Raw genomic sequence first — 18,784 nt, forward strand, 5'->3', positions numbered from 1 at the left:
GTTCAGTTATTTTTTCCTAATAGAGGAATCAGACTTGAACAAAGATTAATCTTCCTCTTCTGTAAAATTTCTGAAATCTGAAATCTGAAATCTGAAATCTGAAATCTGAAATCTGAAATCTGAAATCTGAAATCTGAAATCTGAAATCTGAACTCTGATTTCTGAACTCTGATTTCTAAAATCTATCCACTAGAACGTTCAAGCTCGTTTGTTTTCCGTTTCTTTTTCGCTCGCACTCAAAACCGCGCAAAGTTATACTTTCCAAAGAATTAGGAGAGAATCATGCAATATCCTTTAAATCAATCCGCAAACCCGGCTCTTGCCCCCTTTGATATTTCCAATTATCGAGGAAATCGAGGAAAGAACTTTTACGAAGAAGACCGAGTGTTGCAAACTCTTGTGGAAAAATATTCCAAAGGTTACGACGCAGCCCATAAGAAAGCGATGATCGAACATCTTTTCGGTTACGGCACGTTAGTCGGAGGAGTTCTGGACGAACTCACGGACGCTTCTCACAAGGAAGGAAAATACGGAGAAGTCGTTAAGTACGATCGAACCGGAAATCGAATCGACGCGGTCGTATATTCGAACGAACAAAAACTTTCCAGAAAAATTTCCTATGATTATGGAATCGTAAATCTCAACTATCATTCTTCTTGGAAACATCCTTTTACCGATTTACATCGTTATTCTCTCGCTTATCTCGCCAATCAAAACGGAGAAGGAGGAGTCACTTGTCCTCTTGCGATGACCGAAGGTATGATCAAGGTTTTGGAGGCGCTCGGAACTTCGGAACAAAAAGAAAAGTATTTACCTCTTGTCGCGGGAGAAGGAAGCGACTCTCACTTTATGGCCGGTCAGTACGTCACTGAAAGAGTCGGCGGTTCCAACGTAAGCGCGAACAGAACGATCGCGAGAAAACAGGAAAACGGAAAATGGATTCTAACCGGAGAAAAATGGTTCTGTTCCAATCCGGGCGATCTCTGGGTGACCACCGCAAGAGTGGAGGATACGAACACGATCGGAATGTTTTTGGTTCCGAGAATCAAAGACGACGGAACGTTAAACGGACATCATATTCTCCGTAAAAAAGACATCATCGGTTCGAGAGGAAAACTTACCGTCGAAATCGTATACGACGGAGTCGAAGCGGAAGCGCTCGGCAGACCGGCGCACGGAATCGCGAACTTGATCAAATACGTAATCGGAATTTCAAGACTACACGTATCCATCGCCGCATCCGGAATTTCAAGAAGAGCTTGGATGGAAGCCTACGAATACGCGAAGTTCAGAACAGCTTACGGAAGTAAAATATTAGAATTTTCTTCTTTACTCAAGCAGCTCGGCGATCAAAGACTCAAACACACCGCGATGTTGACTTCCATCTTCAGACACTTTCATACTCCCGAACCTTTGAAACTGGCGGGAGAAGTGTTGGCCCCTCTTTTGAAATACAAATGTTCCGCAATCTCCACCGAGATCACATACAACTCGATCCTTGTATTGGGTGGAAACGGTATCGTAGGGGACTTTTCCGCGCTCCCGAGACTACATAACGATTCCATCATAAACGAAACCTGGGAAGGAACCCATTTATTGTTAAGCGAACACGTACTTCGCGGATTCAAAAGGGAAAAGGTAGCAAAGGCGTTCTTCAAATACGTGGAAGAAATCACGGATACTAGTTCGTCGGCTGCGGAAACGATCCGAAAAAAATCCGAACTTTTGCAAGGATTGTTGAACGATTCAAGTTCGCAGGAATTGGATCTGAACCGGATTTATATATCGGATCTGGCTTTCGAAACGTTCGCTTTGGCTGCGTTATCCGACATCTCCGGTAAAAATCCTCCGAATCCCCAAAAGGATATGTCGGTTTTCCGAGACGGCTACCTGGAATTGGTGACTGCTTCTCAGGAGTTTTTAAAACAGGAAAGTTTTTCGGGAAATACGGAACGTCTCAAATCGGTGATTCATTTCTAAAAGAACTTTAGAATATACTCATGAACTTAGGCCGTCGCGGGTCCGTGTGATTCTAAAAAAATCCACGGATTCCGTTTTCGATTTTCTTGATAGCGACTCCGGCCGTACTCCCCAAAAAAGCCTTACATCGAATTACATTTTAAAAAGTATGACCCTTTTCGTTTTCGTAGGAATTTTCAATCCATAGGAAGAAGATACGTTGTCTTGTGTTCCGTGAGCGGTTCGTAAATTTCCATCGACGCCCTTCCTTTTAAATCGCAACCTCTTTCTTCGCAGGCTCTGAAAAGTTTCGGATAAACCTTGTAGATTCCGAGAAAGATGGAAAGAAAATTTTTGAGAGGAAATTCCGCGAAGATATATTTTCGGGAAGGAATGGTTCTTGTTTTAAGATCCAAGGAAAGCCCTTCCGGAATTTTCGATAAAGGCTCCGTAAAAATCGCACCGACTTCGGATCGTAATTTTTCTTTCGGAACCTCGTTCGGATTGTCCAAATAAATGGAAAATAATTTAAAATCTCGGATTCCTTTTTCAGGCAATTCCTTTTGAAGCGCCTCAAACGTAAGACCTACGTTTCTATAATCGCCGATTCTTTCGTGAGAAAGAACGTAAAAAGGTCCTTTCATTTCCTCTTGAATCCGGACCCGGTCGAACGCGCCCATATAAAACAGGAAAACGGCGAGTAACAACACTAAAACTAAAACACTCAGTGCGAAAATTTTCATAAACCCCTCAAAGAATTAAAATTAGAAAGAAGAGAACCGCCAAACACATATTTATATAGAACATATAAGAATATCTTTTGAAAACGGACCGTTTCTTTTTTAGGAGAAACAGATCTTGGACAAGTAAAATTCCCGCGAGAAACAACAAAAAGGGGAAAAAAAATCGGCGGAATCATTCCTTTCGTAAGGAAAATTGTGAAAAAATTTCAACCAACCCGGCCCTCTTACGAACAAACTTGCAAAAACCAAGATTAAAAATAAATCCCACGGGACGAGTAACGTAAGTCCGAAAGCACAACTGCGATCGTGTTCCCATAACAATCGAAACGATCTAGATTCGCTCGAAATTCTTTCCCTAAAACCTGCAATTATAATATCAAATAAATGGAATATTCTAAAAATTCCATCTCGATAAGAATCTTCCGGATGAATCCGAAGAGCGTCTTTTATTCTTTTGGAAAAAAAACGCGGGTACACAATTTGGAAACACCGAAAAAACATTTTCAATTTCCTAAAAGATTCAATTTCTTCGCTCTCTTTAAGGTCGTGTCCAATTTTTTGAGCTCGTAAACGAGTATCCCTTTTCCATCGGAAGTAATCTCATAATAGAGTCTTCTCGGATCGTCGTTTTCGGACGTTTTTTTCTTCGAATATCGAATCCAACCGAAACCTCGAATCGTTTCCAAGGTTCGATATAAGGTCCCCGGTCCAAGACGAAAATTTCCCGCCGACGAGACTTCTATCGACTTTCCAATTCCATATCCGTGTTGCCGTCCTTCCACCAAGGAAAGAAGAATATGAAACATTGCGGGAGTAATTCCTTTCGTTTCAACGGATTCTTCCTTAATTCCCATATATCCATAATGGATATATCCACTTTGGACTCAAGCATTTTTTAAAAGAGCGTTCTGGGGCGAAACGATCGTTTTGCGATGTAAAGTCCTAATCCCAAGTCACTAATCCCTAACCACTCAAAGCGGGCGTGCCCCGGCGATATTTTTCCTTTTTCATCGCGCCGGGTCGCGCTCTTCGCTTCAATCTGCAAAGCACCATGTTAATCTTTTCGTATGTTCTAATTTTTTAATTTAGTTCATGGCGCATTGCAGTATTTTCGCTACGATCGCTCACGCAGGTTTTAAGAGTCAGTTGAGAGGTATAAATGTTAGGACTTTACACCTTGCCTGTCCCCTGATTCCGTAACTCAGTGTCGCGGCTTTCTATGGGCGCCGTGGAGAAACTCAATGCCGCGGCTTTCTATGGGCGCCGCGGCAGGATAAATTTTCGCTTTAACACGGACCCTTTCTTAATCTCCATTCGATCCGTTTTGCGCCGCGTAAATTTCCTCGAACAATACGACAATAAAATTGAACATGTTCAATTTTTTTATTGCAAAAAAGAACGTTCGATTTAATATTTGAACATGTTCAATTTTTGGAGTTAACTATGAAACGTCTTGTTTTTTGGGTGTTACTATTTGGAATCACTGTTTCGACCTCGGCAGGGTCCCCAGCCAACTTCTTCGAGAAAATACGCAAAGGCGATCGGATACAGGCGGAAAAGATTCTTTCTTTGGAACCGGAGTTGCTGGATCAAAAAGATAACAGAGGCAGAAGTGCGGTCTTTTTTGCGATTGAAAGCGAAAACGCGGATATGTTGAAATTTATCTTATCCGAGATGAACGAATCGGCGATGGATCCGATCCCCGATCATGCCGGAGATTATCCCATCCATTTTGCCGCTCAAATTCCGGACAGTAGAATTATAGAACTGTATTACTCCCGATATCCTCATTCGGATTACCTGAATCGTCACGGTGAAAACGCGTTAGACGTCGCTTCCCGCTATCAAAACACCGCGGTCGTTTCTTTTTTGGCGGCCCAGGGTGTTCAACATTCCAAAATGAGTTCCGGTCCTTATACGATCAGCCTTTATTTCGGATATTTGATCATCAGCATTCTGATGACAATCTGGGTCGCAAGAACGCTCTTTAACTACGGAAGAATTTTTCTCGTAAAGATGTTCAGCGGAGAAGAGAAACTCGCGGATTCCGTGAATCATCTACTGATCGTAGGATTCTATCTGATCAATATCGGCTATATAAGCCTTTCCTTGACCTCCAGCCAGAAACCTGTAGATCTGGCCGAATGTATCGAAGTTTTGACTGGAAAAGTCGGAATCGTACTTTTGATTTTAGGAGCGATGCATTTTTTCAATCTATTTTTGTTTGCAAAATTTAGAAAAAAAATCTCCAATACTTTCGGAGAAACTTAAATCTCGGCATGATTCGCAAAAAAAACACGAAACCGAAAAAGCAAAAAGAGACCAGGAAATCGCAACAAACCCGGTCTCTTCTTTTTAAAACCGCAATTTTATTGTTTCAAAAAGAAGGTTATGACGAAACGACGATGAGAACCGTCGCGAAAAAGGCCGGGCTTGCCGTAGGAGCCTCTTACTATCATTTTAAAACGAAGGAAGAAATCGTTTTAGAATTTTATAGAGCAACTCAAGAAGAAGCGAATATTCATAATATTGAATTTTGTAAAACCGATTCCGACCTCAAAGCGAGGGTGAAAAACATCGTTCGATTCAAACTCGGGCAATTTAAAGGTTACGAAAAACTTTTGCACGTGCTTTCACGAAACGGAGGGGATCCGAATCATCCTCTTTCTCCGTTTAGCAAGGAAACAAGACAAATCCGGGAAGACGCGATTTCTCTTTTTAAGGACGCAATTTCCGATTCGAAAAATTCCTTTTCGTCCGATCTAAAACAGGACCTTCCTTTTTTATTTTGGCTTTTTCAACTCGGAATCATTTACGTTTGGCTTTTCGACGAGTCCGCACATAAAAGGAAAACCGAACTTTTAATCGATAAGGGAGCGGACCTCATATTCCAACTGTTAAAACTTTCTTCGTTACCGATCTTTCGATCCGTTCGTAAATCGGTTTTATCCATGATCGATCTGTTCAAAAAAGAACCATAAGGAAATTATAATATATGCGTCTCAAAGAAATAGACACTCTTCCTCCGAAGGATAAAATCAAAGAGGAGGTCCTTCAAAAAACGGAGGAATACATTCGGAATATTTCCGATCTTCAGGATAAATTATTTGCCCGGAAAAAACATTCGATTCTGATTCTTTTACAGGGAGTGGACACCGCGGGTAAGGATGGAACGATCAAACACGTTTTTGGGGGAATCAATCCCCAGGGTTGTTACGTAAAATCCTGGACAAAGCCTAATTCCGAAGAAATGCAATTCGATTTCCTTTGGAGAATTCATAAACACGTTCCTCCGAAAGGTATGATCCACATTCACAATCGTTCTCACTACGAAGACGTATTGATGCCGAAAATTCAAGGAACGCTTTCGGATAAAAGGATCGAAGAGAGAATGGAATCGATCCGCGACTTCGAAAAACATCTTTCCAGAGAAAACGAAACCGTCATTTTAAAATTTTTCCTACACATTTCCAAAGAAGAACAACGGGAAAGAATTCAGGAAAGACTTTCCGATCCGGATAAAAATTGGAAATACGATCCGTCCGATCAAACGACCCAGGATCGTTGGGACGATTATCAATCCGCTTATGAGATGATTTTGAACGATAAAAACCAAACTAAGGAATGGAATCTGATCCCGGCGGATAAGAAATGGTTCCGCAACCATCAAGTCGCAAAAATTCTCCGTAATGAACTGGAAAAAATCGTTTCTCTTAAAAACGACTGAACACAGCCACAAACATAACGCCCGCCGATTCGGAAATAAAAATGAAAAAGTATGGCGCTCCTGCGCTTTATAGTTCGTAAAACAAAATCAAAATGTAAAAGCGCAGGCCGGGTTTGTTACGCGGGATCGCCTTCGGTCGTCTGTAACAAAATCGATTTCCATTTTTGCAACAACTCCGAAAGTAACTTTCGCTTTTACGAGACCAGCCTAGTTCGGTATTCTACTTGTTTGAATGATTTGGTTATTTAGCCTGGTGAGAGGAGTTCAAAATGAAATTCAGTATAATCAAAAATTTGAATCTAGTAATCGCCCTACTCGTTTTATCTTCTTGTAAAGACGATAGGATCAAAATAAGCGATTTAGGAGTCATCGACAAAGATAAGAAGAACCAGACGGCTTTTGTTCTTCAACCCGAAAAACTACTCGTGATGGTGCGGACGGATTCGGATCTGGACGGTAAAACGGATCTTTGGACTTGGGTCCGAGGTGATGATAAGGATCCGAAGGCGAGTCTTGTTTTTTTTGAGGAACTCATCCGAAAGGGAAATCACAGTCGGACTTGGTATGGGCCGGGAAACAGAAAATTAATCGAACAAAACGATTTGGATGAAAACGGCAGTTGGGAGTCGATGGTATATTACAATGCTTCCTCCGTTCCCGGGCAAACGATGCGGATCGTTGCTCATGTGGAAGTGGATCTTTATGGAAAAGGAAAACCCAGTTTGTGGATCTTTCCGGAAGCTCGGATGGAGTTGGATGGAAACGACGACGGAAAGCCGGATCATCTGCTTACAAGTCAGGATCTTATGTTGGAAAATTTCGCAAAACTTCAAAAGGGAAAAGAAATTTCGCAAAAGGATTTCAGTCCGATGTCGGCGGGTAGTTCTTGGGTTTTAAATCCGAAACAAATCGTCAACCCTCGTTACCAAGCGTTGATCCAAGGAAGCCTATTTCCCGTAGATTTAAAACCGAATATTAGCAAACCTTAAAACTTGCTTGCCGTTTGGTTTCACGGAAAACTCTTTTCAAAATCCAAAAAATTTTAAACCGAGAGATTCAAATTTCTTTTCTCAAAAAAAAAGCCGCACTCAAAAGTGCGGCCTTTCCCAATTTACTTAAATTCTAAAAAAGAATTAGTATTTAGGATAAGTTGTAGGACAGGTTCCTGTGTTTTTTACGTTTGTTTCGGTTCCAACTGTAGTTTTGTTACCGACTGCTTCTTCGTCAAAATCACCGTATTTACAGGATAAGCTAGAAAAAAGTACTTCGGTTGCGGCTTCCGCTTGAGCAGTAGTGATAATACCGTCAAGAAGTCCACCTGTCATAGCTCCATTAAATCCAGCACCTTGATCATGAAGAGCAAAAGCAATTTTCTGAGCTGCTTCCGGTTCTTGAGCTAAAATATCCTTAGCGCAAGTAAGAGCTGCAGCCTGCGCAGCGGATCCAAATGCAACTAAAGCAACGCCTGACTTACCTGCAGTTGTCAATTCGGTAACATTGATCAAACGACCTTTAGCGGCTGCATCCGCAGTCCATTTGAAGTTGGATGCAGTAACTGCAGCTGTTTTCTGTTTGAAAGCAAGATTGGTGGCCATATCAGTTGCAACGGATCCAGCGATCGTTGAAAAAACTAAACTGTTAAGCAAAGCTATGTATTTTTCCTTTGCTTGTTCAGACGCGCAGGCTACAACAGTCTTCCCAAAATACTCAGGGTTAGGATCTACGCTCAACGAAGTTCCACCAAAAGTTAATTGGTTGAGATTCCAGCCAGCACCCAGGCTTGTACAACTACCCAGGGCAACAGCTGCAAGGGTTTGCTCAACCTTAAGCGTTGTTACGTTGTCTGCTGCGGCTTGAAGAGCCGTACCTACGGCGGCACAATTTGATCCCGATGCTGTGGCTTTTTCTTTAGCCGCTATGTAGGCTGCTTTAGCAGAAGTTGCAACTGCTTCTGCATTGTTTAGGATAAACACTGTATTGAAACTACTTGCACAAGCTGCTTTTGGTCTAGTGCTACCAGTTGCTGTGTAAGTAGCTTTTCCGTCTCCGGCTCCTGCGGCACCAGAATGCGCTGCGTCATTTTTCGTAAGCGTTACGCAGTTTCCACTGGTTTGATCCACTAAATACAACAGAGCCAATGTGATCGTGTCGTCATCGTCTTCGCTTTTTTTACAAGCCGACAGTGCAACCGTTAAAGCGGCTACAGCGGCAATTTTCATTATGTTTCTTCTCATAAAGAAAGAACCTCTTGTGATTTTTAAGTGATTCCTGAATCACTTTCTGGTTTATAATATTCTTGGAGAGTGGAAATTCGGTCAAATCTAATACGAAAAAGTGGAATTTTGGAGTCTATTATTTTTATGAAAATTAGCGCCTTTAAATTATGAAATCTTAATATTTTTTAATTCAAAATATAACATGAAAATATTTTTATCCAAGACTAACTCTTTTGGGTTATATGGACGGTTTTGTCCCTAATTTTGAAGAGTTGAATTCTTGCACTCTCGTAAACGTACGTTCATAATTTAGGAATCGGGAATTATTTTGTTAGTGATTTTAGAACGCAAGATCAACCTAACTCCTCGCCACTGGAAACGAACGGATCAGATTTCAAAAACCGAGGACAAATTGTAAGTTTTACGAAAACCAACGGATGATATTATGAATCCAACTCTCACTACGTTCCATCCGTCGACAACGGCCGGCTCAGAGGCAAAAACGACATACGACTCGACCGACGCGGCAGGGATCGAAGCGAAAATACTGCAATGCAACATGCACTTAAAAAGATCATAATATTTACGAGATTACTTCATGTTGCTTTGCAGATTGTAGCGAAGAGCCCGGTCCGACTCTTGGGCAAAGCCCAAGAGTCGGAGCCGCCCCGTAATCTTAAATGCGGGAACTACTACCCTAACACCTCCTAAGAAACAATTCAAGATGGATTCGGCGGAGTTCCGGTCCAAGCCACGTTCAATTATATTTCTTTATTTTGCTGTCTGTGAAATCGGCTTGGGACCAATCACTCGTACGCGCCACGGATACGTAGAGACCCGACGGTCCTTGTAGATGAAGATTTGTATTTCGAACTTCTTGGCAATATGGAAACGGGACTTTCGGAGAAGTCGTAAAATTCAAAAGCGACCTAATAATTCTTGGTTTTTCGGTTCATTTTTCTATAATCGCCACGTTATGACCTCTAACATTCACGAAAAAGAAATCTACTTCCAATATTTGGAATCCGAAATCAATTCCACTCTGAAAAAAGTCAGCTTTTATTCTTCCATCATGGGTATCGCTTCCGCCGTCGCGCTCGTTTGGATGCAGAAGTTCGGACTCGTTTCTCAGATGCAGGTTCCGATTCTTTGGACCTTGATCGGTGGGACGTTCTCGTTTTTCTTTTATCTTCTCGCAAAGTTCAGGTTGGCTAAGGGAATTAAGATTTACCTTATCATCCTGTTTTATTCCACGATCCCCGGAATTCTTTACGCTCTCGCGGAAATCTATCTGCCGTTAGGCGCCGCGACGTATATCACCGGACCCGCTTCGTATCTTTATTTTTTTATGATCATCCTTTCCGGTTTTGCGATGAACGAAAAGTTATCCACGTTATCCGGCGCTTATTGCGGTTTTCAATATCTTGTCGCGTACTTCGTTTCTCAAAAAGGAATTTTTGAAATTCATTCCTCGGATCTTTTACAGTGGCACGACTTAACCGATCCTCCGATCTATTGGTTCAAATCGATGATGATGGTTTTTTCCGGAATCGTCGTCGGTGTGTTGGTTAGAAATACGAAACGCCTTTTATCGGAGGTTTTGGAAAGAGAAAAAGAAAAATCGAAACTCTCCAGACTTTTCGGCCAATTTGTTTCGGAGGAAGTTAAGGAAAAACTTTTAAGGGAAGGTGTCACCGATCGAACGGATAAAAAACAAGTACTCGTTTTATTTTCGGATCTCAGATCTTTCACTTCGTTATGCGAAAGGTCCGATCCGGAAAGATTGGTCCTTCAGTTGAACGAATACTTCGATCGAATGGCGGATTGTATCACGAGAAACGGTGGAACGATCGATAAGTTTATCGGCGACGCAATCATGGCCGTGTTCGGCGGTCTCTTAAACGTGGAACGTCCGGCCGACGCAGCCGTAAAAACCGCTCTCGAAATGCAAAATGAATTACGTTCTCTCAATCAAGAATGGATCCTTTCCGGTTTTCCTTCTCTGGAATCCGGTATCGGCCTTCACTACGGAGAAGTCGTTCAAGGCGCGATCGGTTCCAAAAATCGTTTGGATTTTACGATCATCGGGGATTCGGTGAATACGGCCTCTCGGATCGAAGGTCTTTGTTCCTCTTTGCAAAGGAATATTTTGTTTTCTTCCTCCGTTTACGATCTCCTTTCGGAGGAAAATCGTAAACGATGCGAATCCCTTGGAAAATCAAAAGTAAAAGGGAAAGAGACGGAAATCGATTTATATAGTTTGAATATTCCTTGATCCTTGATAAAACATTTATCTTGTGTTCAATCCAAAAATGAAAAATCAAACCTTCCGTCTTCATCGGGTAATATCTCAAGAACTTCTTCAATCGCATCCAGATTCAAAGGACCGTAGATATGCGGAAATATATTTTTTCCGTCTTCTTCGGAAAACCGAGTAGATGCGGCAGCCTCGTACTTCAAAGGAGATTTCAATCGATCCACGTTCACAATCAAAAGAACCAAATCTTTTCGACCGGAAAAAATTCGATTTGCCGTGTCTTCCACTTGATTCCTCCTGGAACTGTGAATAAATCCCTCGGAAGTTAATGAATCCGTAATATAGAATCCTTGTTTCAAAGCCTCTTCGTAGTCTTTTTTGATCGCGAGGTTATAAATGCGATTTTGAGAAGGAGTTACCATCTTGCGACATGATCTTCGGCCCAACCCTGACCGTCGGTAATTTTATATTCGTTCTTTCCGAGTCGAATCACTCCCGAAAACTTTCCGATCATCTGATGAACGGTCGATGCGAGAACTCCCGTATTTGTCGATGCCTTTCTATGATATTCCGGAACGAACCGAAAGTCGATCGCTTGAGAATCTTTCGTATAAAGGCGCCAAGGTTTCATCCAATTCTCTCGATCGATTTCAAATATCGCGTCGGAGGGAATTTTGTAGATTCTACCGTTGATTAAAATCGCGTTTTCGGTCGTTCCGGTTTCATCCGTCCATCCGGCGCCCAAATTCATCCCGATCGTATCTCCTGCGTTATGCGCCACCATGGAAGCCCAGTTCCATTTTGTGGAATAAGGCCATATTCCCCTTCCGTAATCCATACAAGCAAAGGAGGATTTGAGTCCGAATTTATATTCCATCGCCCCGTAACGTACGATTCCCTGCGCACCGACGCCGAATAACTTTTCCGTAAATTGAAATCTTCTTTTGGTCCAGGGAACGACTACGTTTAACGTTTCCCAGTTTTCGGGAACCGGAACAAAAATCTCCGCTTGAACGGGGATTTTATTTTTGAGCGAGACGTTTACCGAAAGACGATATCCTTCTTCCTCTCTGAAAAATTGGAGACGCGCGTTTTTTCCGATATAAGTTGCGTTACTTCCCACGAGTTGTCCGAGACTGACTCCCGATCCGAAAGGCGTGAGAACGGTTCCCTCTTCGAAGTTTCCGGTCCTCCGATCGAGCCAATAAAAGAAAACGACTCCCGCGTAATCCAAGTCCGAGATCGTAAAGGACGCTAAGAAATTTTCATCGTATATACACCAGTAATTCCATTTCTTCTTTCTCAAGTAGTGTCCGCTTAGGTTACATCTGTGTAACGGTTTTTTGGACCAGCCTACCGCGTTTACGTTGAGATTTCCGGCTTTGTCGCAAAGATTCGTTTCTTGTCTAATTTCAGTCTCTAAGTTCATCTTAAGAACACTCTTTTTAAGTTATCAGACGGATGTCACTTGTGAAGTCGACTTCTTTCTTTCATCTTTGTCGTCGTCTTTCGAATAGGATAAAACGCCCTATTCTTCCGAGAATTTCTTTTCATATCATCCCCAATCCTTTGAGTCGAAAAATATACTCAGTTAGGAAAAACATCATGGTTCGTTTTTGTATTCTTCTTTCCATATTCATTCAGGGTTGCTCGCCCATACGAGGATTGTTCAACATCTCCGATTCCAAAACGAACAACTACTGGTGGATAGCCCTACTTCAAGGTAACGTCGGTTCCGCTTATCGCGAAAATTCGGAGGCCTTGGACGAAAACAAAAATGACTTAACGGAAAACGTATTTCCTGAAAACTTAGATGCCTTTAACGAAAATGCCGACGCGTTGGGATGGACTTTGTTGGTAGGAGCGCCTAACGCAAATACTGTGGATTCAAGACTCGCTATCGATACGAACGGATTTATCTACCTCGCAGGAAGTACCAACGGCGGAGTTTATAACGAGAATTCCATCGGAGCCCGGGATCTCATTCTCGGAAAATACGATTCTCAAAAGAATGTAATCTGGACGAAACAAGTCGGAGTCCCGGGCGTAAATTTGAGTGCTGCGGATGTTGGGGTGGACGAGAGAGGAAACGTCTACATAACCGGCAGCACAATGGGTAATTTTGCAAACGAGCTTAGGAGCGCAAGAGACCTATTCGTGATTAAATTCGATCCGAACGGAAGAGAAGTCTGGCGACTACAAAGAGGACCTATAGGAGAAAGATATTTCGTTTCTCCCGAAAAGATTTTCGTAGATCCGAACGGAATTGCTTATATCGTCGGAACTTCGAACGGACCTTTCGGCGGTCCCGTTCAAGGTAGAAACGGATTTCTTTTCAAGATCGACGAGTTCGGAACCGAGCGTTGGAGAATACAGATTTCAATTCCCGGAGCCGAAATCTTTCCAGAGGGAGTTGTGGTTGCACACGATACGGGCGATATATTTGTAACCGGGTACGGAAACGCAAACTTTGAAAACGATACGACTCCGGGTACGGGAAACGAAGACCTCTTCATTCTTAAATACAATAGAGCCGGAAGAAGACAATTCTTCGCACAACTTGGTAATGCATTCAACACTACGGAAGGAACCTCCGTAACTTTGGATACGTTCGGAAACCTTTTTGTCGGCGGTAAGAGCGACGCAAATTTCGATCCAGGAGGAGCAGGCGGAACGAGTTCTCGTGGAACCTTAGTAAAATACGATTCTTTCGGTGTTAGACAATGGATCCGACAATTGGGCCCGATCGACGGTCGTAGAAATACTAAAATCACCGCGATTACAACCGATGCAGAAGGGAACGTTTATGCGACCGGTAGGACCGACGGTAATGTAATAGACGGAAGCGAGAATTCGATCGGATTCGAGGACGGCTTTTTAACCAAATACGATTCTTTTGGAAATAGGGAATGGGCCCGACAAATGGGAAACACGTTAGGAACCGGAATCCGACAAGACCTTCAAGGAAATTTTTATTGGGCTGGATTGACCAATACTAGTCTAAACGAAATTCAACCGGCCGGACTTTCTGACCTATTCCTTCTGAAATTCAGATAACGGATCGAAATGTCTTTGATGAAAATTCGAACATACTTCATTCCCGAAGTTTTGGAATTCACTCTATGGAAAATTTTTCCGCAGAGCTTCCTTGGAAACGTTTCCGTCCCAATCCATTTGAAGAAGAAGAGCATCTATGTACTGAGCCGGTTTTTTCTTCGTATAAGAAAGGATCACGTAACCTTTGTCGTTCTTTAGGATTTTATGAGCCATATAAAGTCTTTGAGAATGTTTCTTTTCCCAGATTTTTTTTCCGTTGGAATCGAACTTAACGACGGTCATCGGACCTTCCCCGTCGGAAAGAACTCCGAAAAATCCACGATCCGGGGATTCGATGATCGGACCCATAAAATTATGACCGCCTAATCGTTGTTTGGTTTCCCAGATCGTTTCACCTTGAGGAGACAATTTCAAGAGCCAAACGGCTTGATTGTTCGACCCGGAAATTCCTCCGGATAAAAGCAGGTTCCCGTCGGAAAGCTTAAGGATGGAGACGGCCAAATCCTCCGCGTTCGGAGTTCCGAATCTTTTTTTCCAGAGTTGTTTTCCGTCCGAATCGTATCGATGAACGATTAAATCCCTTTGAGATTCTTTTCCGGACACGTTATCCGTGCTTACCGCAAAAACGATCCCTTCTTCGTAAGCAGCGCTTGCGCTCGGAGCAAATTCCAAATCCGGAATATACTTCGAACTTTTAACGGAACCGTCCTTACCGAAAAGAGTGTAAAAAAATCCGGTTTTAATTCCGTTGACGATGATCGTAGTACTCCCTTGTTTTTCAGTCGTTTCCGACCGATAAGAAACGGAAACGAGTCCCCTGAATTTTTCGTTGGAAAGTTCCTGAAGATGAAATAGATGCGGGTCTTCAAATCCGCAAAAGTCGTCGCAGATCTCTTTCGCTTCGACGATTCGATCGGCTACGAGATCACCCTCTCCGCCGTACTTCGAAAAGACGATCTTTCGATTGTAAGTTCCGCTTCCGATCGAACCCGCGGCGACAAAACCCCCGTCTTGAGTGGCGAGAAGATTCTCCCCTCGAATACTATCGTGGTTATGAACGTTGATCGTATAACCTTCCATATCCACGGGTTTACTCGTAAAAAGATATTTCCACCAAACCGGATTTCCGGACGAATCGATCTTTGCGGACCAAGCCGCACCGTATTTCTTTTGTTCGATTTTGGAGTTCGTATCTTGTTTCGCGCAATCGTTCGAAGAGCCGACTACTACGTAACTTCCGTCCTTTAAAGAAACGACTCCCGAAGGAAGTTCCTCCGGGCATTCGTTCGGTTTTAATCCGTTGTATTGTTCTCCACCGAAAATAGTTTGCCAAAGAGAATTATTTTGCGAAAAAACGGGGCTGCCGCAAATCAGAAGAATGAAAAAAACGAAGTTGCGTTTCATCGTGTGTTCCTTGTGAAAAAGGAAGTGTCAAAGGGGTTTTAAAATTGTAAAGAATTTATTTAAACTCGGAATGGAATTTCGCCCCCGCAAATCAGGTCGCGTTACAGGTCGAAATCAAATGATCGAGAATTGAATGTTACTTTTATTATATTCTATTTTCATAATTTTCATTTCCTGAACCAGCAAATTCGATATTGCTCTTTATGAATCGCAATATAAGGAAAGCTAACGGTTTTACCGCCTTCTTTTCTCCGAAAGCCGATCAACCAGGACCTGTTTCAAGAACAGATCCTGATCGTTTCGAACCCTTATCTGCCGTACTTTGCTAAAATTTGAGCTTCAGCGATTTTAAGTTGATGGATGTAAAAACCGATCAAGGCTCCGGAAGAATTCTGATCCGCCGGAATTTTATCTTTGAGCGCATAAACGGTAAAGTAATAACGATGCGGTTTGTGGCCTTGAGGAGGACAAGGACCGCCGTAACCCGGTGCGCCGAAGTCGGTTCTGCTTTGAATCGCTTCTTTAGGAAGAAGATTTTTTTCCAAGTTTCCGGCGTTTGCAGGAAGAGAAGTCGTGGTTGCGGGAAGATTAAAAACCACCCAATGCCACCAACCGCTTCCGGTCGGAGCGTCCGGATCGTAAACGGTAAGCGCGATACTTTTGGTTTCTTTCGGAAGGCCCGTCCAAGATAACGAGGGAGAAATGTTTCCGCCGGAACATCCGAAACCGTTAAACACTTGTTCGTTGGCGATCGGTTTACCCGACGTCAATTCGGGACTTTTCAATTGAAACGATTCCGCTTGAAGTAAAGTAGCGCCGAGCAAAAACACGAACACAAACCCTTTGATTTTCATAAACAAATTTCTCCTATTTAAACTGAAACTGATAATCCGACGTCAACTGAAAAGAGGCAAGGCGGATTTGGGGATTTTTGAAAAGACCGTATAAAAAATCCATGTTTCAAAGAAGTTGATAAATTTTGAATATGAGAAAAAAGAAAAGAAGCCCCCAAAGAAATCGGACTACTTTTGAAAGGATTTTTAGTTTAACCGAACCTTACGATGGTCGTTCGCGTATCGCGGGGCGTTCATCCGTATTTCCTTATCAAATGGAAACAAGGTTTTTAGGAACAAACATTCATTCGAATTCTCTTATTTTCGAATGTGTAAACAAATAATCGTTTGTACTTTTCTCGAAGCGACAAACGTTAGTTGCGATTCGATCGGAGGAATGGAAAAACGTTTCACAATCTACAAATGCGTCCGATTCTTTTCTTTGGGAACCGACGCGTTTTATAAAAACATTAGAGATATTTAATAAGTATATTATATTATGGTTTGATTCTCGGATATCCGTTCCTTTACCGAAGGTCTGGAAATAAAACCGAATCAAAGGATCGATACGAGGATTGAAGATTTTTTGAGTCTTTTATTTTCTGCGGAAAAACGTTTCCGGACGAAAATCGGATTTCCGCAGAAACAAAAGAACTCTGAGCGGATGATTAAAGTTTTAACTTCTTTTTGATCAGATCCAAAAAGTCGGCGACGAACTCGTCTCCCCTACGATTTTTATCCGCGTATTCGAAAGCTTCCTTTGTGGAATCTTCCAGCTTTTCGCTTTTTGTGGTGATGTTCAAAAGAGAAGCCAAAGAAGCATAAACGATGTCTCCGTTTTCGGAGGAGATGATTTTGTTTTTCAGAGCGATCGTAGCATCGCCCGGCTCCGCAATTTTTCCTAAAGCGATCGCCGCCGCGGTTGCGATTTTAGGTTCGTTATTACGGTTGAGAAGGTGGATCAGTTCCGGAATTGCGGACTTTTCCTTATTCTTTCCAAGAGCGATTGCGGACTCGTATTTTTCGGAATCGGAACCGGAAGAAAGAGCTTTGATATGTTCTTCGGCGGATTTTTCCGCAAGAAGCGCGCCGGATGTAAAAGAAACAACAAACGCAAAAATGATAAGAGAACGAAATTTCATGAGTGACTCCTTTCCCTCGGAAGAATCACGCGCTGAAACGGAATCGTCAATCTAAAATTGCCGTCGAGTCACTCGTAGACGTTTGATTTCCGGGGTTTTGAGATTTGTCGCGGTCGTATTTTTATATCCGACAAGTTGTGCCGTTTTTCATTAGAATTGTTTTTGAAAAACGATCTTTTAGAAACAAACGGTAAACGAGCGAACCGATTGTCTGTTGATCGCGAAGGGGTTGCCATTTGCGGAAACCTTGCCAGAATGGCCTTAGGTTTCTAAAAAGAAAAGTATGTCCGCAATTTCTTTCCGACCTCTCAAATCCTTTTACCACAAATGGAAGAAAGAATTGATTCCACCTAGAATTTTGGATCAATATTTATTCGGAGAGTTTTTCAAGATATTTATCGGAACCGTTGTCCTTCTCACCGGAATCATGCTCCTTTCTCTCGTAAACGACAACATGAGAAATTTCACGACCACAAAAGCGCCTAGATATCATGTGGCTCTCTTTTTAGTCTACAGTCTTCCCAAGATTATATCGACTACGGTCGTTTCGATGTCGCTGATGTTTTCGATCTGTTTTACGGTCGGTCAGTTTTCCGTGAACAAAGAACTCGTATCGATGATGGCCGCTGGAGTTTCCTTTTTTAGAATCGTCGCGCCTCTCATCTTATTCGGAATCTTAATGTGGATCGTGATGCTTTTTGCGACGGAACTGATCGTAAGACCGGTCAACAAACTCGCCAAGATAGAACACGATACTCTCACCGAAGGAATGGGAACTCTCGCAAATAGCGTATATCAATTTCACGTAAAAGGAAAAGAAGGATTTTATTATTTGTATTTTTACGATCCGGACAAGGACGAGATCAACGGCGGATTCAATTACATTCGGCTCCGACCGGACGGATCGCCGGAAACGGTAATTTCTTCCTTAAAGGCGAAGTACAACTACGAAACCAAACTCTGGAAGATGAAAACGGTGGAAGAATGGCATTTCGACAACGACTTAAAACTCAGTTCGCAGGAATCCTTTGTCGAAAAAGAATACGAACTTCCGGAAGATCCAGCCTACTTTAAGGTTCCTGCGGGTTCGGTGGAAGAGATGAATCTCTTTCAGTTGAAAGAAGAGGAAAAAAGAAGAATCCAAAAAGGACTTTCTTACGGAGACGTTCTTACCGAAAAACATTCCGTCTTTGCGTTGCCTATGATGACAATCATCGTGACCTTGATCGGGACGATTGCGGGTTATTTTACGAAAAAAACCGCGGGAGTCGCTTCCTTAGGAATTACGATCGGAGTGGTTTTGATTTATTATATATTCAATTCCGCCGGTAAATCCCTGGGAGAAAACGGAGTGATACCGCCATTCATCGGAGTTTGGATCACACCCGGTTTGTTTTTGGGATTGTGTTTCTGGATGTTTCGTCGTATGAATCTTTAGAGTCGTTT

The 18,784-nt window shown here is 42.5% G+C and carries 16 protein-coding genes and 1 pseudogene; 8 read left to right on the top strand and 9 right to left on the bottom strand.

Annotated features, from left to right (window positions below):
- The first annotated feature begins 282 nt into the window (after nucleotides 1-282).
- Entirely contained in the window at nucleotides 283-1,980 is a 1,698-nt protein-coding gene (locus LEP1GSC060_RS02105; protein WP_002994840.1) for an acyl-CoA dehydrogenase family protein, read from the top strand.
- 176 nt (nucleotides 1,981-2,156) lie between these two features.
- On the opposite strand, the gene LEP1GSC060_RS02110 is transcribed toward LEP1GSC060_RS02105, so the two are convergent.
- The 3 genes and pseudogenes from LEP1GSC060_RS02110 to LEP1GSC060_RS02120 all read right to left on the bottom strand — a co-directional run bounded on the left by LEP1GSC060_RS02110 (nucleotide 2,157) and on the right by LEP1GSC060_RS02120 (nucleotide 3,556).
- Entirely contained in the window at nucleotides 2,157-2,702 is a 546-nt protein-coding gene (locus LEP1GSC060_RS02110) for a GyrI-like domain-containing protein (protein WP_002995419.1), read from the bottom strand.
- A 7-nt stretch (nucleotides 2,703-2,709) separates the two neighbouring features.
- Nucleotides 2,710-3,203: pseudogene (locus LEP1GSC060_RS02115) on the bottom strand (hypothetical protein).
- A 2-nt stretch (nucleotides 3,204-3,205) separates the two neighbouring features.
- A complete protein-coding gene (locus LEP1GSC060_RS02120) occupies nucleotides 3,206-3,556 on the bottom strand; it encodes a PadR family transcriptional regulator (RefSeq protein ID WP_002995498.1) in 351 nt (116 codons plus the stop codon).
- Nucleotides 3,557-4,145: 589 nt separating this feature from the next.
- Between LEP1GSC060_RS02120 and LEP1GSC060_RS02125 the strand changes: the two genes are divergently transcribed.
- The 4 genes from LEP1GSC060_RS02125 (at nucleotide 4,146) to lsa25.6 (ending at nucleotide 7,418) form a co-directional block, all read left to right on the top strand.
- Nucleotides 4,146-4,973 (top strand): ankyrin repeat domain-containing protein, encoded by an 828-nt coding sequence (locus tag LEP1GSC060_RS02125; RefSeq protein ID WP_002994923.1) that lies wholly within the window; start codon nucleotides 4,146-4,148, stop codon nucleotides 4,971-4,973.
- An 8-nt stretch (nucleotides 4,974-4,981) separates the two neighbouring features.
- Nucleotides 4,982-5,683, top strand: coding sequence for a TetR/AcrR family transcriptional regulator (locus tag LEP1GSC060_RS02130; protein WP_002995165.1), 702 nt, complete (start codon nucleotides 4,982-4,984; stop codon nucleotides 5,681-5,683).
- 14 nt (nucleotides 5,684-5,697) lie between these two features.
- Nucleotides 5,698-6,429: a PPK2 family polyphosphate kinase gene (locus LEP1GSC060_RS02135; RefSeq protein WP_002995387.1), complete on the top strand. Its 732-nt coding sequence runs from the start codon at nucleotides 5,698-5,700 to the stop codon at nucleotides 6,427-6,429.
- 269 nt (nucleotides 6,430-6,698) lie between these two features.
- Nucleotides 6,699-7,418: an adhesin Lsa25.6 gene (gene lsa25.6, locus LEP1GSC060_RS02140; RefSeq protein WP_002994903.1), complete on the top strand. Its 720-nt coding sequence runs from the start codon at nucleotides 6,699-6,701 to the stop codon at nucleotides 7,416-7,418.
- Between the two features lie 144 nt (nucleotides 7,419-7,562).
- Here lsa25.6 and LEP1GSC060_RS02145 read toward each other — a convergent pair whose 3' ends face one another.
- Nucleotides 7,563-8,663 (bottom strand): lipoprotein LipL36, encoded by a 1,101-nt coding sequence (locus LEP1GSC060_RS02145; RefSeq protein WP_002995244.1) that lies wholly within the window; start codon nucleotides 8,661-8,663, stop codon nucleotides 7,563-7,565.
- A 958-nt stretch (nucleotides 8,664-9,621) separates the two neighbouring features.
- On the opposite strand from LEP1GSC060_RS02145, the gene LEP1GSC060_RS02150 reads away from it, so the two are divergent.
- On the top strand, nucleotides 9,622-10,920 hold the full coding sequence (locus LEP1GSC060_RS02150) for an adenylate/guanylate cyclase domain-containing protein (protein WP_036095217.1): 1,299 nt from the start codon (nucleotides 9,622-9,624) through the stop codon (nucleotides 10,918-10,920).
- 26 nt (nucleotides 10,921-10,946) lie between these two features.
- On the opposite strand, the gene LEP1GSC060_RS02155 is transcribed toward LEP1GSC060_RS02150, so the two are convergent.
- Both LEP1GSC060_RS02155 and LEP1GSC060_RS02160 read right to left on the bottom strand, forming a co-directional pair.
- Nucleotides 10,947-11,324, bottom strand: a complete 378-nt coding sequence (locus LEP1GSC060_RS02155) for a DUF952 domain-containing protein (protein WP_002995423.1) — start codon at nucleotides 11,322-11,324, stop codon at nucleotides 10,947-10,949.
- Nucleotides 11,318-12,331: a DUF2804 domain-containing protein gene (locus LEP1GSC060_RS02160; RefSeq protein WP_002995097.1), complete on the bottom strand. Its 1,014-nt coding sequence runs from the start codon at nucleotides 12,329-12,331 to the stop codon at nucleotides 11,318-11,320. The genes LEP1GSC060_RS02155 and LEP1GSC060_RS02160 overlap by 7 nt, the downstream gene beginning before the upstream one ends.
- 176 nt (nucleotides 12,332-12,507) lie before the next feature.
- Here LEP1GSC060_RS02160 and LEP1GSC060_RS02165 point away from each other — a divergent pair, with 176 nt between their 5' ends.
- On the top strand, nucleotides 12,508-13,959 hold the full coding sequence (locus LEP1GSC060_RS02165) for an SBBP repeat beta-propeller lipoprotein, LipL53 family (RefSeq protein ID WP_002994992.1): 1,452 nt from the start codon (nucleotides 12,508-12,510) through the stop codon (nucleotides 13,957-13,959).
- 63 nt (nucleotides 13,960-14,022) lie between these two features.
- On the opposite strand, the gene LEP1GSC060_RS02170 is transcribed toward LEP1GSC060_RS02165, so the two are convergent.
- The 3 genes from LEP1GSC060_RS02170 to LEP1GSC060_RS02185 form a co-directional block, all read right to left on the bottom strand.
- Nucleotides 14,023-15,363 (bottom strand): PQQ-binding-like beta-propeller repeat protein, encoded by a 1,341-nt coding sequence (locus tag LEP1GSC060_RS02170; RefSeq protein ID WP_002995398.1) that lies wholly within the window; start codon nucleotides 15,361-15,363, stop codon nucleotides 14,023-14,025.
- A 308-nt stretch (nucleotides 15,364-15,671) separates the two neighbouring features.
- Nucleotides 15,672-16,217 (bottom strand): YbhB/YbcL family Raf kinase inhibitor-like protein, encoded by a 546-nt coding sequence (locus LEP1GSC060_RS02175; protein ID WP_002995493.1) that lies wholly within the window; start codon nucleotides 16,215-16,217, stop codon nucleotides 15,672-15,674.
- A gap of 647 nt (nucleotides 16,218-16,864) precedes the next feature.
- Nucleotides 16,865-17,338 (bottom strand): HEAT repeat domain-containing protein, encoded by a 474-nt coding sequence (locus tag LEP1GSC060_RS02185; RefSeq protein ID WP_002995426.1) that lies wholly within the window; start codon nucleotides 17,336-17,338, stop codon nucleotides 16,865-16,867.
- A gap of 283 nt (nucleotides 17,339-17,621) precedes the next feature.
- Here LEP1GSC060_RS02185 and LEP1GSC060_RS02190 point away from each other — a divergent pair, with 283 nt between their 5' ends.
- Nucleotides 17,622-18,776, top strand: a complete 1,155-nt coding sequence (locus LEP1GSC060_RS02190; protein WP_002995060.1) for an LptF/LptG family permease — start codon at nucleotides 17,622-17,624, stop codon at nucleotides 18,774-18,776.
- Nucleotides 18,777-18,784 lie beyond the last annotated feature (8 nt).

The organism is Leptospira weilii serovar Ranarum str. ICFT, assembly GCF_000332415.1.
In the GTDB taxonomy this organism is placed as follows: Bacteria; Spirochaetota; Leptospiria; order Leptospirales; family Leptospiraceae; genus Leptospira; species Leptospira weilii_A.

Coding starts and splice junctions, on each gene's coding strand:
- LEP1GSC060_RS02125 (WP_002994923.1), top strand. CDS start 4,146: ATGAAACGTCTTGTTTTTTGGGTGTTACTATTTGGAATCACTGTTTCG.
- LEP1GSC060_RS02150 (WP_036095217.1), top strand. CDS start 9,622: ATGACCTCTAACATTCACGAAAAAGAAATCTACTTCCAATATTTGGAA.
- LEP1GSC060_RS02110 (WP_002995419.1), bottom strand. CDS start 2,702: ATGAAAATTTTCGCACTGAGTGTTTTAGTTTTAGTGTTGTTACTCGCC.
- LEP1GSC060_RS02170 (WP_002995398.1), bottom strand. CDS start 15,363: ATGAAACGCAACTTCGTTTTTTTCATTCTTCTGATTTGCGGCAGCCCC.
- LEP1GSC060_RS02190 (WP_002995060.1), top strand. CDS start 17,622: ATGTCCGCAATTTCTTTCCGACCTCTCAAATCCTTTTACCACAAATGG.
- LEP1GSC060_RS02120 (WP_002995498.1), bottom strand. CDS start 3,556: ATGGGAATTAAGGAAGAATCCGTTGAAACGAAAGGAATTACTCCCGCA.
- LEP1GSC060_RS02160 (WP_002995097.1), bottom strand. CDS start 12,331: ATGAACTTAGAGACTGAAATTAGACAAGAAACGAATCTTTGCGACAAA.
- LEP1GSC060_RS02135 (WP_002995387.1), top strand. CDS start 5,698: ATGCGTCTCAAAGAAATAGACACTCTTCCTCCGAAGGATAAAATCAAA.
- LEP1GSC060_RS02145 (WP_002995244.1), bottom strand. CDS start 8,663: ATGAGAAGAAACATAATGAAAATTGCCGCTGTAGCCGCTTTAACGGTT.
- LEP1GSC060_RS02155 (WP_002995423.1), bottom strand. CDS start 11,324: ATGGTAACTCCTTCTCAAAATCGCATTTATAACCTCGCGATCAAAAAA.
- LEP1GSC060_RS02175 (WP_002995493.1), bottom strand. CDS start 16,217: ATGAAAATCAAAGGGTTTGTGTTCGTGTTTTTGCTCGGCGCTACTTTA.
- LEP1GSC060_RS02165 (WP_002994992.1), top strand. CDS start 12,508: ATGGTTCGTTTTTGTATTCTTCTTTCCATATTCATTCAGGGTTGCTCG.
- LEP1GSC060_RS02185 (WP_002995426.1), bottom strand. CDS start 17,338: ATGAAATTTCGTTCTCTTATCATTTTTGCGTTTGTTGTTTCTTTTACA.
- LEP1GSC060_RS02105 (WP_002994840.1), top strand. CDS start 283: ATGCAATATCCTTTAAATCAATCCGCAAACCCGGCTCTTGCCCCCTTT.
- LEP1GSC060_RS02130 (WP_002995165.1), top strand. CDS start 4,982: ATGATTCGCAAAAAAAACACGAAACCGAAAAAGCAAAAAGAGACCAGG.
- lsa25.6 (WP_002994903.1), top strand. CDS start 6,699: ATGAAATTCAGTATAATCAAAAATTTGAATCTAGTAATCGCCCTACTC.